The sequence below is a fragment of the Paenibacillus gyeongsangnamensis genome (assembly GCF_027533625.1).
GTDB lineage: Bacteria > Bacillota > Bacilli > Paenibacillales > NBRC-103111 > Paenibacillus_G > Paenibacillus_G gyeongsangnamensis.
Genome location: NZ_JAQAGZ010000008.1, coordinates 16,218 through 32,017 on the forward strand (window position 1 = coordinate 16,218; position 15,800 = coordinate 32,017).

11 protein-coding genes are annotated in these 15,800 nt (G+C 48.3%); 2 read left to right on the forward strand and 9 right to left on the reverse strand.

What is annotated here, in order from left to right; all coding sequences use genetic code 11:
- Nucleotides 1-6: 6 nt before the first annotated feature.
- The 4 genes from O9H85_RS13360 to O9H85_RS13375 all read right to left on the reverse strand — a co-directional run bounded on the left by O9H85_RS13360 (nt 7) and on the right by O9H85_RS13375 (nt 5,673).
- Entirely contained in the window at nt 7-1,056 is a 1,050-nt protein-coding gene (locus O9H85_RS13360; RefSeq protein WP_269881914.1) for a TniB family NTP-binding protein, read from the reverse strand.
- Entirely contained in the window at nt 1,057-3,129 is a 2,073-nt protein-coding gene (locus O9H85_RS13365) for a hypothetical protein (protein WP_269881915.1), read from the reverse strand.
- Entirely contained in the window at nt 3,129-3,782 is a 654-nt protein-coding gene (locus tag O9H85_RS13370) for a TnsA endonuclease N-terminal domain-containing protein (protein WP_269881916.1), read from the reverse strand. Before O9H85_RS13370 ends, O9H85_RS13365 begins: the two co-directional genes overlap by 1 nt.
- 178 nt (nt 3,783-3,960) lie before the next feature.
- Nucleotides 3,961-5,673: a TniQ family protein gene (locus O9H85_RS13375; RefSeq protein ID WP_269881918.1), complete on the reverse strand. Its 1,713-nt coding sequence runs from the start codon at nt 5,671-5,673 to the stop codon at nt 3,961-3,963.
- A 514-nt stretch (nt 5,674-6,187) separates the two neighbouring features.
- Between O9H85_RS13375 and O9H85_RS13380 the strand changes: the two genes are divergently transcribed.
- Nucleotides 6,188-7,546, forward strand: a complete 1,359-nt coding sequence (locus O9H85_RS13380; RefSeq protein WP_269881919.1) for a cytochrome ubiquinol oxidase subunit I — start codon at nt 6,188-6,190, stop codon at nt 7,544-7,546.
- The gene (locus tag O9H85_RS13385; RefSeq protein ID WP_269881920.1) at nt 7,543-8,562 is read left to right on the forward strand and encodes a cytochrome d ubiquinol oxidase subunit II; all 1,020 of its coding nucleotides are present in this window, start codon (nt 7,543-7,545) and stop codon (nt 8,560-8,562) included. Before O9H85_RS13380 ends, O9H85_RS13385 begins: the two co-directional genes overlap by 4 nt.
- A gap of 178 nt (nt 8,563-8,740) precedes the next feature.
- Here O9H85_RS13385 and O9H85_RS13390 read toward each other — a convergent pair whose 3' ends face one another.
- The 5 genes from O9H85_RS13390 to O9H85_RS13410 all read right to left on the reverse strand — a co-directional run bounded on the left by O9H85_RS13390 (nt 8,741) and on the right by O9H85_RS13410 (nt 15,635).
- The gene (locus O9H85_RS13390; protein ID WP_269881921.1) at nt 8,741-9,823 is read right to left on the reverse strand and encodes a Gfo/Idh/MocA family protein; all 1,083 of its coding nucleotides are present in this window, start codon (nt 9,821-9,823) and stop codon (nt 8,741-8,743) included.
- A gap of 111 nt (nt 9,824-9,934) precedes the next feature.
- On the reverse strand, nt 9,935-10,918 hold the full coding sequence (locus tag O9H85_RS13395) for a Gfo/Idh/MocA family protein (protein ID WP_269881922.1): 984 nt from the start codon (nt 10,916-10,918) through the stop codon (nt 9,935-9,937).
- A 177-nt stretch (nt 10,919-11,095) separates the two neighbouring features.
- Complete coding sequence (locus O9H85_RS13400) at nt 11,096-11,815, reverse strand: response regulator transcription factor (RefSeq protein ID WP_269881924.1); 720 nt, start codon at nt 11,813-11,815, stop codon at nt 11,096-11,098.
- Nucleotides 11,816-11,879: 64 nt separating this feature from the next.
- A complete protein-coding gene (gene pnpS, locus O9H85_RS13405) occupies nt 11,880-13,679 on the reverse strand; it encodes a two-component system histidine kinase PnpS (RefSeq protein WP_269881925.1) in 1,800 nt (599 codons plus the stop codon).
- Between the two features lie 417 nt (nt 13,680-14,096).
- Nucleotides 14,097-15,635 carry a fumarate hydratase gene (locus O9H85_RS13410; protein ID WP_269881926.1) on the reverse strand — a complete coding sequence of 513 codons (1,539 nt, stop codon included), beginning with the start codon at nt 15,633-15,635 and terminating at the stop codon, nt 14,097-14,099.
- Nucleotides 15,636-15,800 lie beyond the last annotated feature (165 nt).

Here is a 15,800-nt window from a genome sequence, read left to right on the forward strand (position 1 = left end):
CTATGTTTATACACTTAGTGCAGGTCCTTGTGCTTTCTGTGTGTTTCTTTTCTTTTTCCTTTTAATCATCAATTGCTCTTTATACTTATTCATCGCGTTATTCTCAGTTCCAAGCGCCGCCTCTAAATCAAAATTAGGGTCAGAAAAAGGATTTGTAACGAAAGGTCTGGCAACTTGCTTTATTTTCAGAAGTGCTCTAGCCAGATGTGATTCAGTAATACTATCAGCACCTGCTTTAACAGCAATGTAGGTCGCATACTCAAGAAGCTTCATTACATAAAAAGGTATCCCATTCGAGATAAAATACAGTTTATCTGCCATCCTCGGATCAGCCAGATTTGCTAAATCAGCGAATGGAAGCAGTTTGTCAACTTTTTGTAGGAAAACTCTAAAAGTAAGGACTTCATCAACGGTACCATATGCGAAGACCTCTAGAGCAACTTTATTACAAAATCTTCTGTCCAGTTGCGGATTACTAATAAATATTTTTACTGACTCAGGCATCCCGCAAAGAATAACAGCAATGCTAATTTCTTCAGTAAAAGTCTTGACCCAATTCGATGCTGTAGCAAGTACATATTCGGTATCTGCATCAATTAAATGTTGGAACTCGTCAAAAATTATTACTTTAATACCAAGTTCCTTAACATAGTAATGAATGCGACTTGTTAGCTCAGTCTCAGATCCTTTATGGCTAAAGGGATCCCCCATATCTTCAAGAATTTTTGATGCCAGCATCCTCGGAGTTGCCTTTGGTGGAACAATCACTCGTAATACAGGGATGTGCGTATATTCTCGATCATCAGTAACTTTAATTTCTCTTGGATATCTAGCCGTAAATTCTTTGGTTACAGTACTTTTCCCCGCACCAGTTGGACCAAAAATAAATAATCCATCCGGGCTAACAGAGTCTTCCGACAAGTCCAGGATCATTTCCATTTCCTCAAGCAGATTTTCATACTTTGGATGATGCACAATTATCTTTTTGACTTGCTCAACACGTCGTTTCAATTCTTTTTGATCTGGTGCATTTCCATTTAGTCGTTCAACATCCATTTAAATAATCTCCTTTTCACCACTTCCCCAACTGTCTGCAATTTCATCTAAATCTACGTTGGCTACATGCAGAGCACCGGGTTTAGGTTTCTCAATTATAGTTTCATCCTGATTATTGACAGATTTTGAGGGTTGTATTCCTCCTTTGCTTTCGGAAGGGGTAATAATTGAGATATTTAAAGATTCTGCAATACCAGGGATCTGTTCAATAGGCACACCGTTAATTGCACTTCCTATACTCTCCTTGGCTGCCCCTTCTTTTCTTTTCCTACGTTTAACCCCTTGGTATTCTAATTTGCACTCTTGTTGAATTTCTTCAATATTGAGTCTTGCCCTGCCCTGCAGAGAGGAATCATATTCATTAAAAGCACTGCCATCCTTGTTTGTAAGATAAGCTAATAATTCTTCGTGGATCGGAAAATTCTTGTCTATCTTTTTTCTTTCCAACCCTCCATTTTTGATAAAGGCTTCAATGTAGCGTTTATTAAATTCATCTTTTACATAAATAACTCTCATATCTGAACCATAGCGAATCAATACTTGCCGACTCTTTCCTTCGCGTTCCAGTCGCTTTCTTAATTCGTTTAACTCGTCGCTAAAAAAGAAGTGGCCCATAAGCTCTATTCCCCGAGGAACAATTGTACGGGTATCACTAGTTGTTGAAAAAACGAGTTCCAAATACTGACGGTTATACGGTAGTCTAGGGTGGACTTTCATTTCTTTAAGTGCTAATGACCAAACATGTTCTGGTACTCCTTGAATGTTCTGACCTCTGTTAAAGTTATTAGCAACCAAGTCAACAATAGCTATATATGCGATATGATACAAACCTTTAATATCGACTACTGCTTTTGCTTTTGCATCATATTCCCCTTTTTCTTCTGGATTTGAAAAAAGTGAGCCGACTAATCCTTGGAAAGCTTTATGATTTAGATTCCCTAATGCTTGTTCAACGGATCCCTTTTGATGACCAGAAGCTACCTCGGCATATCTAAGCCCAATGTGTAGAGCCGAACAAACCTCCTCTACCTCTTTTGCATCATTTACTTTTGCATTATCCAAAAGTATTGATTGAGGAACCCCGTATGCAGTCCAATTCTTCTCGACTCTCGGGTATAACACTTTGAAGCCAGTCTTGGGTAGTATGCAATGTAAGATTAATTGTTTCCAAGCAGCAGCATCAGGTTCTTTTTTGAAAATAATATGAAAACCCATTGGTTCACCTGTTGCTTGATCGATTCCATACAACAAAACTGGTCTGTATACTTCTTCTAATTCAAAGTCGACAATTAAGCAATCGATTGGAGTCCAATCACATTCCATTACTTCAAGAGGTCGAGTTGCTCTTGAATTTGAACGTACGCCATTATGTTTTAAATCTGCTTGATTTACTCCCATGATTTCTTTATCTCGTTCGTAAGTATCCACCGTTCTCTTACGTATCCTTCTATATGTTGATTCAGAAATTATGTTTAATTTCTGCCGTGCCTCCCGGGTTAGATTTATTTTGTTTATTTCGGCTTCCAGCACATTAAATTCGTCTCTTACAGATAAGTATTCGACCTTATTTCCATATTTAAAAACTATCGTAGAAACCTCTTTCATAACATCCTCAGAGATTCTATGATTTTTGGGACCCGTCTTTTTGGGAATTAAGTCTAATTTATTCTCACGTTTGTACCATAATTGTAGCCATCTGTAAATCGAAGCGGAAGAAAGTGAACCATCAGGCTTCAACTCTTCAGGATAGCTATCGATATAAGCTTTTAACTGTGACGGCCTTAATTTGCCTTGAATTATTGGCTCAATTACCTTGTACCGTTTTTCCATAACGCCAATTTGTTCTTCACTGTAATCCTTTATATCGTATTCAATTTCAGTTCTTTCTCGCCCTTCTTGCTTAAAGAACAAGCTTTTCTCATTATAAGCCGTCAAGATATCATTAAGAGAGAGCAATTCTTTCAAGTTGTATGATAAATTTAATACTTCAACTTCATGTTCTCTAAGTCGAAAAACTTCGTATTCGTTACTTCCAATACGAAAATGAGTACCATATTTTAAATCGACTAACATTAGCTTCTCTCCTCTCCTGCACTGACTCGTAATATGGAGTCATCTGACAGCTTTACATTAACTAATTCTGTTGATATCTCTTGTAGGTAAATCAGCTGATAAACAGCTCTATAAAAGTTCTCCTCATCAATTTCTTCACAAGATTCCCTTAATTCATATAAAAACATTTCCGTTTTTAACTCTAGTTGCTGCATAATTTGATCCATGATTTCGTCTGATACTACTTGGGTCCCTAAGTGACGTAGCAATGAAAGATTGGCTTGCAAGTATTTTGTATTTATCTCATTCTCTGTGAATATTTCGTAATGCCAGCCGCGAGCTTCACAAAATTTTCGTCCAGCCTCATATTTAATAACATTTTTAGGGCTATTTTTAAACCGAAGAGCTTTAACCTCGATAATGAAGACACGGTTATCTTCTAAAATTAATTTAAAATCGGGATAGTATTTATGCTTTTTCCCGTTCACTAAATAATCGATACATTCTGGTTGATAAAAAATTTCTACAACTCGTATATCAAAGTCAGCCAATCTTATAAAGTTTCTCTCAAGGAAACTTTCCCAGTGAATCATATCACCAGTTTTAAGAAATGGTTCCTTACCGCGGTAACCTTTCCTTTTGGGTTTAATTTCTCGAGCTGGTTTGTACGGCAATTTTAATCACCTCTGTTGATTTCATAATTTATGATAAAAGTATTGACATTATTGAGGTCTGACAAACATATCTTTCAAACTTCAACCGATATCTTGAGTACGGTATTCCTTAATTAAAAACAAAAAAGACAGTAACTAGAGTTACCCTAGAGTTACTGTCTTATGATTATTTAATCATTTAAGCTTTGTTTTCCAAAATAAATTGTTCAAGATTAGATGTTCTTTTCAATAAATATAAATCATCTGAAACAATCTTCTCATTTACAGGAGTTATGCCACTCTTTTTCAACTCACGTAGTAACTTCTCTGTTGATTTATATTTTGTAATTCCTGTTTTCACAATCTCGACTGCAGGAATATAATTATTCTTAAACTCAAAATAATCTTTCATATTTATCAGTTGTCTGTTTTTTTTATTAACTTTTGAGACTTTTATGAAACCATTATTTACCCACCTCAATACACTACTATGTTTAACTCCTAGATCTTTGGATATATCTTCGCACCTGAGAAAATCGCCCAATAATATATTACTGAGTTCATTTACATCAAAGTAAAACTTATTTAATCCTAAAGCAAAACTATCTATTTGGGAAGGATTAATTATCCCTAGTTGAAGCATTACCAAAAAATCAGTAAGATCAAGATCATACGTAAAACAAAGCTTTGTTGCATCTCTGAATGATATTAAGGAGTCTGAATGAATTGAACTACAACGACCTTCGATTTGTCTGATAAAATCAATAATATCCTCCTCATTAAAGCTATATTCAGCCTTCCCTTCAATTTTACAGTCAACAATTGGTGTAAGTATTTCTTTCTCAATAATTCTTCTAACTTGTTCTTGGCTAAGCCCCAACAAACGCACAGCCTCTTTTCCAGATATTCCTTTCTTACTTTTCTTTCTTGGTATATCGATAAGTTTAATTTTATTATTATCTTTATTAATAAACCCCGATGTCCAGTATGTTTGTAAATACTCTTCTAGCACAAGTTCTATAAAATCAAAACCAGTTAATCCCAAAAAATTATCAAAGTAACTGGATTTAATCATATGCTTTAAATTTCTCTTGGCAATACCACTAAGTGCTAGTAATCTACTCTCATCTATTAATTTATAGAAGCTAATTGGCCAATTTTCATATATTTGAAATGCTCTCTCGCAAGCTGTATATAAGTTCCCATTTTTTAAAGGTTGAGATGCATGGCTGTGCTTTTTCCCATTCCCACCATTGACCCATCTTACTGAGAATATCAATAGATAGTATAAATTCTCCAAAGATAATTGGCCTAAAACTTCATTTGATTCAGATTTGCTGCTTCCCAATAACCGTTCCATTAAATAGTTCGACAGTTCTCCGTGTACTTTAATTACATTTGAATTTTTGAAATCAAAACCACACTCACACCTAAAAAAATCAAATTTTACTGGATTAATCAATTTTTCGCACTTTTCACATTCCTCAATTAATAAACACTTATGAATCGGACATGCAACAAACAAAGAAAGCTCCCACAATAAACTATGAATATTTCTGTCACCCAGACATAATGGACAAATCCGAGGTCTCGTTAAACACGACCCAAATTGCCTAAACAAGAACTGCATGTTATGTGGTAATTCAAAATAATTTTCAGAAATCCTAAATCCGAGTATCATTTTTTTTATTTCCTCGCCCTCAAGTCGAAACACTTCCTTAGGAATATCAAAATCAATAACTTGACTCGGAAATATCAAATTCAATGTTTTATTATATAACTTCCATCCTGCAAGTTTATAAATCCACATTGGTTCTTTATAGTGATTCTCCTCGGTAGTTCTTCGGACAAACCCTCTTAGGCTCTCGTCTAAATTAGGTTTGGGAGTTATTAAAAGTTGGTTTTGATACAACGGGAACACCCTTCACTTTTTTTCAACAGTATTCACTTAGAATTTTCTATTTAATCTATGGTAAAGTGGGAAATTTCAAAAGTGATTCTTCAAAGAAGGTGTCCGTACAGGAAAATTATTATCTTACTGCCATGAACCTGAAGAAGTTGGCCACCTTAGCTCTGGTAAACTGGTGGTTCGCCTCTAAAAAATTGCTGTCCTTTTAGCCCCAAAAATAGACAAACTCCTGTTTTTCGCGTTGAGAACACCAGGAGTTGTCTGAAGCAATTGCATAACATGTATAATTATGCATTTTTCATAGATTATGAAAATATTTTCTCAGTAATTCTAAAAATTTTCTCAGCAATTATGACACCACACACCAAGATACCATCCACCATTCCGTAACCAATTCTTCACCACTTCTCCAAAGTTTATGTGAAAAATATCACAATCAAAGACTATAATAATCGTAAAGAGGTGTTAAGCAGCAATTGCCTCTCATAGAAATCATATACAAAGGGAGTGGAAGAGCATGCCGCCATATGATCCGACGCTGTATGCCCGAATATTAACCGGACTTACATTAGGGTTTCACATTATTTTCGCCACGATCGGGGTCGGGGTTCCCGTCATGATCGCGATCGCCGAATGGCTCGGCATCCGCCGCAAGGATCCGCACTATCTATTGCTGGCGCGGCGCTGGGCACGGGGCTTCACCATTACGGTTGCCGTCGGCGTTGTGACCGGAACCTCAATCGGCCTGCAGCTGAATTTGCTGTGGCCGAGCTTCATGCAGATTGCGGGACAGGCCATTGCGCTGCCGCTGTTCATGGAGACGTTCGCTTTCTTCTTCGAAGCGATCTTTCTGGGCATCTATCTGTACACCTGGGATCGGTTCCGCAATCCTTGGATTCATTTTGCCTTCGTCATTCCGGTGGTGCTCGGCTCTTCCGCTTCCGCTTTCTTTATCACGGCAGTCAACGCATTCATGAACACGCCGCAGGGCTTTACGTTGGTCGGGCGCACGATCGTCGACATCGATCCGTTGATGGCCATGTTCAATCCGGCAACACCCACCAAGACGGCTCATGTGCTTTCTTCCGCTTATATGACCAGCGCATTCGTGCTGGCCGGGGTAGCGGCCTTGTCCTTGCTTAAGGGAAAACAGCACGATTATTACACGAAAGCTCTAAAAACGACCATGACTGCGGCGCTGCTGTTCTCGCTCGCCACAGCCTTCATCGGCGACTTGTCGGGCAAATTCCTGGCGGAGTACCAGCCGGAGAAGCTGGCAGCCGCCGAGTGGCATTTTGAAACGACGAATGAAGCTTCCCTGATCGTAGGGGGCGTATTGACGGAGAACAACGAAATCCGATACAGCTTGAAAATCCCTTATCTGCTCAGCATACTCGCCTTCGGCCGTCCCGATGCGGTTGTGCAAGGGCTGAACGAATTTCCGAAGGAAGACACGCCGCCGCTTGTCGTCCACTATTTCTTCGATGTGATGGTCGGCATCGGCACCCTGCTTATTGTGCTGGGCCTCGTTTATGCGGCCAATCTGTGGCGCAGTAAAAGGAACGGCCTTGATAAACCGATACCTCGGTTCCTGCTTCGCGGCATCCTCTGGTCCGGCCCGCTTGCCATGCTCGCGATTGAATGCGGCTGGCTGTTCGCCGAGATCGGCCGTCAGCCGTGGATTCTCCGAGGCTACATGAAGACCGCTCAAGGAGCGACAACCGCCGCGCACGTCGATTGGATGCTGCTGCTCTTCTCGCTGCTGTATGCGCTGCTTGGCTGTACATCGTGGATCATCCTGCGCCGCTTATTTGACCGCAATACGGCCGAGCAGGAAATGGCGAAACGCGGGATCGAAGGAGGGAACAAGCCATGAGCATCGAGCTGATCGGCATTACGGTGCTGTGGATATTCCTGTACGGATATTTGATCGTAGCATCCATTGATTTCGGCGCAGGCTTCTTCAGCTATTACAGCGACCTCACAGGCAACCGTAACGTTGTGCACGCCATCATCAACCGGTATTTGTCTCCCGTCTGGGAAGTCACGAACGTGTTCCTGATCTTCTTCATGGTCGGCATGGTCGGCTTTTTCCCGGATACGGCGTATTATCTCGGCACGGCGCTGCTGATTCCCGGGAGCATCGCCATCGTACTGCTCGCGATCCGCGGCTCCTATTATGCATTTAATACGTACGGAGCCCGGGACAGCCGAATCTATAAGCTGCTGTACGGCGGAAGCGGCCTGTTCATCCCCGCCTCCCTCTCCATCGTACTGACGATGTCCGAGGGCGGCTTCATTGCCGAAACAAACGGCCGCGTCGAACTGCTATACCATAAGCTGCTCACCAGTCCATATGCATGGTCCGTCGTACTCCTTGCGCTGGTCAGCGTGCTGTTCATCTCCGCCGCCTTCTTGACCTATTACGCGTCAAAAGCCGGCGACCGCCCCGCCATGGAGCTGCTCCGCACCTACGCGATCGGCTGGAGCGCGCCGACGATTCTATGCAGCCTGCTCGTCTTCTTCTCGATCCATATGCACAATCCGGAGCACTTTGACCGTATGCTGAGCCTCTCCTGGATGTTCGTGCTCTCGTTCCTGTGCTTCCTGATCGCTACCTGGCTGATCTGGCGGCGCAAATGGCTCGGCTGGTCTTTCGTCTTCGTCATGCTGCAGTTCGCCTTCGCCTTCTTCGGGTACGGGGCGTCGCATCTGCCCTATATCGTCTACCCGCTCGTATCGATTCACGAGAGCATAACGAATCCGGCTATGGGGATCGCCCTCATCATTGCCTTCATTGCAGGGCTTTGCTTGCTCATTCCTTCCTTGCTCCTGCTGATGCGGCTCTTTCTATTCGATGCGGCGTATGTCGAAGGCAAGAGGGGCAAGTAGCTTGCAGCTCTCTTTTCAAAGCAAAAAAGCCCCGGGGCTCCGCTTAACCAGCGCGAATGCTCCAGGGCTTCTTCTTTTAGTCCAGGATGAACGGCTACGCCGTCCTTGTCTTACAAGGACAAGCGCGTTTATCTAGGTTGATGCGAAGCTATAAGTTGCGAAAACTTATAAAGTCTTATCAGTCAAAATAGACGGCTTTGCCGGTCTTGGACGATTCGTAGATCGCTTCGAGAATCTCCGAAACGACGCAGGCCTGCTCCGGCGTGACGACCGGATCGGTCCCCTTCTCGATGGCTTCAAGCCACAGACGCGCTTCCAGATCGGCCGGGCTTTCCTGCTTCCCGTCGTAGAAATCGACGCCCTTGGCATCCAGCTGAATCTGATTCATGAACAAGCGGCTGTGCTTCTCGCCGTTAATGCGCAGCCCGTCCTGCATGTCCGCGCCGCCTTCCGTACCGCAGAGCGTCGTCTTGGCTTCGCCCGTCTGGAGCAGATTGATCGCCCAGCTGGATTCCAACATGATGGTCGCGCCGTTCTGCATCGTGATCATGCCGAAAGCCGAATCTTCGACCGTGAACTTCGACGGATCCCAGGAGCCCCAGGCATTGGCCGCGTTCTCGCGTCCGGACAGCTTATGGAACGCTGTGCCGAGCACCGCTTTCGGCTTGTAGTTGTCCATCATCCACAGCGTCAAATCCAGCGCATGCGTTCCGATATCGATCAGCGGACCGCCGCCCTGCTTCTCTTCATCAAGGAATACGCCCCAGGTAGGTACCGCGCGGCGGCGGATCGCATGGGCCTTAGCGAAGTAGATGTCGCCAAGCTCGCCGTCGGAGCAGACCTGCTTCAGGAACTGGCTGTCCGAACGGAAACGGTTCTGGTACCCGATTGTCAGCTTCTTGTCTGTCCGCTTCGCTGCATCCACCATTCGGCGGGCATCAACGGCCGTTTTGGCCATCGGCTTCTCGCACATAACATGCTTGTCCGACTCCAGCGCGGCGATCGTAATGTCCGCATGGGAATCGTTCGGCGTGCACACATGAACGACATCCAGACTGGAATCCTGGAGCAGCTCCCGGTAATCCGTATATACTTTCGCATCTTCGGCGCCGAATTTGGCTGCCGCTTCGCGCGCGCGTTCCTCTACAATATCGCAAAATGCCACCATTTCGGCATTCGGCTGATTTTTCAACGCCGGCATATGCTTGCCGTTCGCAATTCCCCCGCAGCCGATGATTCCGATTCTGAACGTTCTCGACATGTTGACATGCCCTCCCTAGGTTCAAATAAGCAACTACCGCTTAGTATAGTAAACTTCAGGAAAAAAAGATATTTCGGATCTGGCGATAAAATTATGCGATTGTGCTATCGTTTATAGCCATACTCGCTCCCCACGCTCCGCAGATTGCCGCAGCGCCCCCAGCACGCGTGCCTGGTTCACCGCATCCCGCGCCAGCGCCTGCGCTTCCTCTGACGAAGCCCCCATCGCACGGGCCGCGAACGCTTCCGCTTCCCGCCGAAACGGCGTAATGCGGTCCATCGTCCAGACACGTTCGTCAAGGCCCTGGCGCGAAGCAATCGTCCACGATTCCGCATCCACCCGCAGCTCGACCGAGATGCGTCCCTTCGTACCGATCAGCTCAAAATCGGCGCCGTGCGCCATGTCCAGCGCCGCATCGAAGTGAGCGGTACGGCCGCCGGAGAAATATAGCGTCCCCGCAAACCTTCGGTCCACGCCGTGCTTATCGTCGATCAGCTCCGCGGCATCCACCGAGGAAGGCTCCTCCCCCGTGATGAATCTCGCCCAGGCTACCGGATAGCAGCCGATATCGAGCAGCGCCCCGCCGCCCCATTCCCGAACCCAGCGCGTGCTGTCTTCCCCCGCCGGGAAGGAGTAGTGGCCGCGGAAGCAAACCCAATCGCCGACGATTCCTTCCGCAATCAGCTCCCGAAGAGCCGTGAAGGCGGGATGATGCCGCCAAACGAACGCCTCCTCCACGACGACCCCGCAGCTCCGGGCCGCCTCCACAATCCTTTCCGCTTCATCGGCATCCGGGGCGAACGGCTTCTCCAGCAGTACATGCTTCCCCGCACGGCATGCCCGGACCGCCCATTCCGCATGCAAATGATTCAGGAGGGCAATGTAGACGGCATCGATGTCCGGGTCCTGTAGCAGCTCCTCATAAGAATCATAGGCCCGGGGCACACCGAAACGTTCGGCTGCCTCCGCGCTTCGGCCCGGCGATCGCCCTGCTACGCCCAGCCATTCCCCATTCTCCACAGTCTTTAACGCCGCCCCGGCTTTGCCCAGAATCCGCCCCGTTCCCAGGACGCCCCATCGCAGCTTGCGCTCCATGCTCCCTCTCCTCTCCCTTCATAAATGCGTGTACGATTTCCCGGGAAATCTACGCACTACACTCAATCCATAGATGCTAGGATAAAACGGCCACGCAATCTTTGTCTTACAAGGATCGTTGCGTTTACCGAAAAAAAGCCGACAGCAAAAAACGCTGTCAGCCTTCTACTCATGATGTTATGCTTTTTTGCCTGCAGAGGTCACCAGCTTGTAGCCAACGCCCCGGATCGATTCAATCTGAACCGATTCCTGATTCATCTCCAGCTTCTTGCGCAGGGAGCTTACGTGAACGTCCACCGTTCGCTGGCCCCCGATATAATCGAAGCCCCATACGATATTCATCAGGTCATCCCTGGTTACTACGATGCCCGGCCGCTGCACAAGATAGAGCAGCACCTCGAATTCCTTCGGACGAAGCGGAATCGACTCGCCGTTCAGCAGCACCTCGTACTTTTCCGGATAAATATAGAGGTCTCCTGCGGTAATGACCTTCTCGCCGCCGGAGGATTTCTCCTGCACCTGCTCTTCGGACATGGTCCGCCGCAGCACGGCCGATACCCGCGCCAGCAGCTCCGCCACGCCGAACGGCTTCGTAATGTAATCGTCGGCGCCGAACTTAAGCCCCTGCACCACTTCTTCCTCCGCATTGCGCGCAGTCAGAATAATGACGGGCGTCTTGTTCCCCTTCTGCCTGAGCTTGGACAAGATCTCAAAGCCGTTCATTCCGGGAAGCATAATATCTAATATGATCAAATCGAACGGCTGCTGCAGCGCAGCCTGCAAACCGTCGCCCCCATGGTCCGCAACCTTCGTCTCATAACCTTCCTGAGACAAGTTGTAGGAGAGCAGACGGGCCAGCGTTGGTTCGTCTTCGACAACCAAAATTTTTTGCGGCATGTCAATCCCCCGACATGAATTCTTTTATCCTAGCTTATCACAGCAGCCATGCTCTGACAAACAGTTAATGAAGAATCGGCAGCTCGATAATGAATTTGGAGCCGATGCCGACCTCGCTTTCCACCCGGATCGTCCCCTGGTGCAGCTCCACCAGATGCTTCACGATCGACAGCCCGAGACCGGTGCCGCCGGAGCTGCGGGAGCGCGCCTTGTCCACCCGGTAGAAGCGCTCGAAGATGCGCGGCAGATCCTTCTTCGGTATGCCGATCCCCGTATCCGAGATGGTGAACCGGATCCGGTCCGCTTCCTTTCCTTCGGAGCCGCTCGCGACGGGCTCTACCTTGAGCTTTACCTTACCGCCTTCCGGCGTATAGTTGATGCCGTTCGACAGCAGGTTGATCATAATTTGCCGCAGCCGGTCTTCGTCGGCTTCCATATACAAATCTTCCGGCGCGATGAGCTCCAGCTCGATCAATTTTTTCTTCGCTTCCGTCTTCATCACGTTCAGGCAGTTGGCAAGAAGCGTGTTCAGAAGCACCGGCGAGAACTGCAGCGGGATGCGCTTGGACTCGACCTTCGACAGCTCCAGAATGTCTCCGATCAACCGGTTCAGGCGTTCACTCTCGTCGAAAATAATTTGCAGAAACGACTTCGCCGTTTCCTTATCGTTCAAAGCGCCGGCCAGCAGCGTCTCGGCAAACCCTTTTACCGCTGCAATCGGCGTCTTCAGCTCGTGGGACACGTTCGCGACGAACTCGCTGCGCATCCGCTCCAGTCTCCGCATCGCCGTAATGTCGTGCAGCACGATCAGCACGCCTGCCCAATCCTCTTCCGTCTCCGAAATTGGGCTTAAGTTGATCTCCAGAATCCGTTCCTCCGGATAGTAGAAAATCATTTCGTCCCGGATATGCTCCCGGGCGTCAATGCATTCCTGGATCATCTGCGTGAACTCATACTGCTGCTTCGCTTCGTCGAATTTCTTCCCCAGCAGCTCCTGGGCGGAGAAGCCGAGAATCTCTTCCGCAGATCGGTTCATCAGCCCGATCCGCCCATCCTTATCGATCATGACGACCCCGCTGATCATATTCTCAAGCACGCTCTTGAGCCGGGTCTCGTTCTCCGAGATCCGCTTCATCTGCAGCTGCAGACTATCCGCCATCCGGTTAATGGCCGTCCCCAGCTGCCCGACCTCATCCTTTTTGTCAACAGTTACCCGATATTTATAATTCATATCCGTAATCTGCTGCGCGGCGTGGGTGATCAGCTCGATCGGACGCGTAATCCCGTAGGCAACCCGGTAGCTGATAAGCCCTGCTACGCCAAACACGACCAGCAAGCCGACAAACAGCCCGAACCACACCTGCCGGATCGATTGCTCCACCTCGGTAAGCTCCATAGCCAGCCGCAAATAGCCGATCGTTTGGTTCTTGTCCTTCACCGGTACGGCGACATAGAGCAGATTGCGTCCGATCGTATCGCTGTAGCGGATGGAGGAGCCGGATTGCCCCGTTTTGGCCGCTTCGACAATCTCCGGGCGAGTTGCATGGTTCTCCATATCCGCGGGATCGTGATCGGAATCGCCAAGCACCTTTCCGTCGCTGCGGACGTAGGTGAGCCGCGCGTCCGCGGTTTTTTTCAGCTTGACGGCCTCATCCGTATAATACCGCATCTGCTCCTGCAGACTGCCTCCGTGGTTCCAATCCGTCGTTACCTGCAGGATGCCGAGCTCCCTCTTCATATTCGTGATAAGCGCTTCAATATGAGAATACTGCAGCATGCGGGCGACGAAAATCCCGGTCACCCCAACGGACACGCCGATCAGCAGAACGAATAGCAAGGTTAAACGGGCGCGAAACTTCTTCATTGGGCAGATTCCCTCCATGCGGATCTTACATTTAACAGACGTTTTACTCCTTATCCTACCCGCTAATCGGTGGGAACTCCAGTTTTTTTTTTGTAAAGGGGCCGCTGCGTATACTTGTTCATGCACCAATGATTTAAGGTCAACAGCTGCAGCCTACCGCCATGACGAACGTGAGGTAGGCCCAGGATAAACGGCTACGCCGTCCTTGTCTTACAAGGACCAGCGCGTTTACCAAGGTGGATGCGAAGCTATAAGTTACGAAAACTTATAAATTCTTATCAACGAACAACTACGGCGCGGAGGCCGTCAGCCCCTTCAGCTGCACGGAAAAAAGAAACCCGAGTATCAAGGATACCGGGACGAAGAGAGATAAATATTTTTCTATAAAGGCGTTAAGCCGGAGGCCGTAAGCTCCCATTAAGCAAAGACCGGATCTTTAAATTGGGACAGCTTGTCGAGCGAGCTTTGCTCCACTTCCGCATGCAGGCTGTTTCCATGAGAGTCCATCGTGACGATCGCCGCGAAGCCTTCCGTTTGCAGATGCCACATCGCTTCCGGGATGCCGAACTCCATCTTATCGACGCCTTCCACCTTCTTGAAGCATTGGGCATAATATTGCGCCGCGCCGCCGATCGCGTTGAGGTATACCGCGCCATGCTCCTGCAGAGCCTTGAGCGTTTTCGGTCCCATGCCGCCTTTGCCGATCACCGCGCGGATGCCGAATTTCTTGATGATCTCGCCTTGGTACGGCTCCTCGCGGATGCTCGTCGTAGGTCCCGCCGCCTTCACGACCCAGCTGCCGTCCGCATCCTTCGCCATGACCGGACCGCAGTGGTAAATCGCCGCACCGTTCAGATCGACCGGGGACTCGTGATCCATCAAATATTTGTGCAGCGCATCGCGGCCGGTATGCATCAGACCGTTGATGATGACAACGTCGCCTACGCGCAGCTGGCGGATTTGCTCCTCCGAGATCGGCGTTTGCAGCACGACTTCGCGGCGCTCTGCCGTTTCGGAAGCCGCTGCAGCCGGCTCGTCTTTCTTCATATCGACCAGCTCGCCCTTCGGATACACCCACTCCGTAATTTCGCCGTTCTCCGGATTGATCAGCACGCCTTGACGACGGAACGCCCAGCAGTTGTAGGCAACCGATACGAAAAAGCTCGCCGGCAGCCGGTTCATGACGCCGACCTTACAGCCGAGCAGCGTCACTTGGCCGCCGAAGCCCATCGTGCCGATGCCGAGCTTATTGGCGTTGTCCATTACGTAATCCTCGAGCTTGCGCAGCTCTTCGTTCGGATTCACGTCGTCCGCGCGGCGGAACAATTGATGCTTCGCCAGCTCGTAGCCCGTCGTGCGGTCGCCGCCGATGCCTACGCCGATGAAGCCCGCGCTGCAGCCCTGGCCCTGCGCCTGGTAGACCGCGTGCATAATGCACTTGCGGATGCCGTCGAGATCGCGGCCCGCTTTGCCTAGACCTTCCAGCTCGGTAGGAAGGCTGTACTGAATGTTCTTGTTCTCGCAGCCGCCGCCCTTCAGGATCAGCTTCGCTTCGATCTCGTCGCGTTCCCACTGTTCGAAGTGGATCACGGGCGTACCCGGGCCCACGTTGTCGCCGCTGTTCGCGCCCGTTAGGGAATCCACGGAGTTCGTGCGCAGCTTGCTGTCCTTCGTCGCTTGCGCCACGGCTTCGATGATTTGCTTACGCATCAAGATCTGGTTCGCTCCCACCGGGGTATGCACGATAAAGGTCGGCATGCCGGTGTCTTGACAGATTGGGGAGACGTTGCATTCCGCCATCTGAATGTTATCCGCGATCGTGGAGAGGGACAGCGCGGAACGCGTTCCGGCATCCTCCCGCTCGCGGGCGGCTTGAATCGCCTGGCGGACGTCGCCCGGCAGGTTCGTGGAAGTTTCGACGATCAGTTTATAGATGCTCTCCTGAAAACGATTCATAATGAAGTAAGGACTCCTTCCGGCATTGAAAATAGGAATGATGGAATATGAAAGTGAACATATCATCTATCATAGCACAATCCGACCGGGACCAAAACCGGGAGACCGCAATAAAATAGGAAGAAAACGTGAAACCTGCTCTCTCCGCCGTTACAAAAAATCTCC

What these genes read in the sequence shown, in the direction of transcription:
- O9H85_RS13385 (WP_269881920.1), top strand. Translation starts at nt 7,543, where the DNA reads ATGAGCATCGAGCTGATCGGCATTACGGTGCTGTGGATATTCCTGTAC.
- O9H85_RS13380 (WP_269881919.1), top strand. Translation starts at nt 6,188, where the DNA reads ATGCCGCCATATGATCCGACGCTGTATGCCCGAATATTAACCGGACTT.
- O9H85_RS13400 (WP_269881924.1), bottom strand. Translation starts at nt 11,815, where the DNA reads ATGCCGCAAAAAATTTTGGTTGTCGAAGACGAACCAACGCTGGCCCGT.
- O9H85_RS13360 (WP_269881914.1), bottom strand. Translation starts at nt 1,056, where the DNA reads ATGGATGTTGAACGACTAAATGGAAATGCACCAGATCAAAAAGAATTG.
- O9H85_RS13365 (WP_269881915.1), bottom strand. Translation starts at nt 3,129, where the DNA reads ATGTTAGTCGATTTAAAATATGGTACTCATTTTCGTATTGGAAGTAAC.
- O9H85_RS13390 (WP_269881921.1), bottom strand. Translation starts at nt 9,823, where the DNA reads ATGTCGAGAACGTTCAGAATCGGAATCATCGGCTGCGGGGGAATTGCG.
- O9H85_RS13410 (WP_269881926.1), bottom strand. Translation starts at nt 15,635, where the DNA reads ATGAATCGTTTTCAGGAGAGCATCTATAAACTGATCGTCGAAACTTCC.
- O9H85_RS13395 (WP_269881922.1), bottom strand. Translation starts at nt 10,918, where the DNA reads ATGGAGCGCAAGCTGCGATGGGGCGTCCTGGGAACGGGGCGGATTCTG.
- pnpS (WP_269881925.1), bottom strand. Translation starts at nt 13,679, where the DNA reads ATGAAGAAGTTTCGCGCCCGTTTAACCTTGCTATTCGTTCTGCTGATC.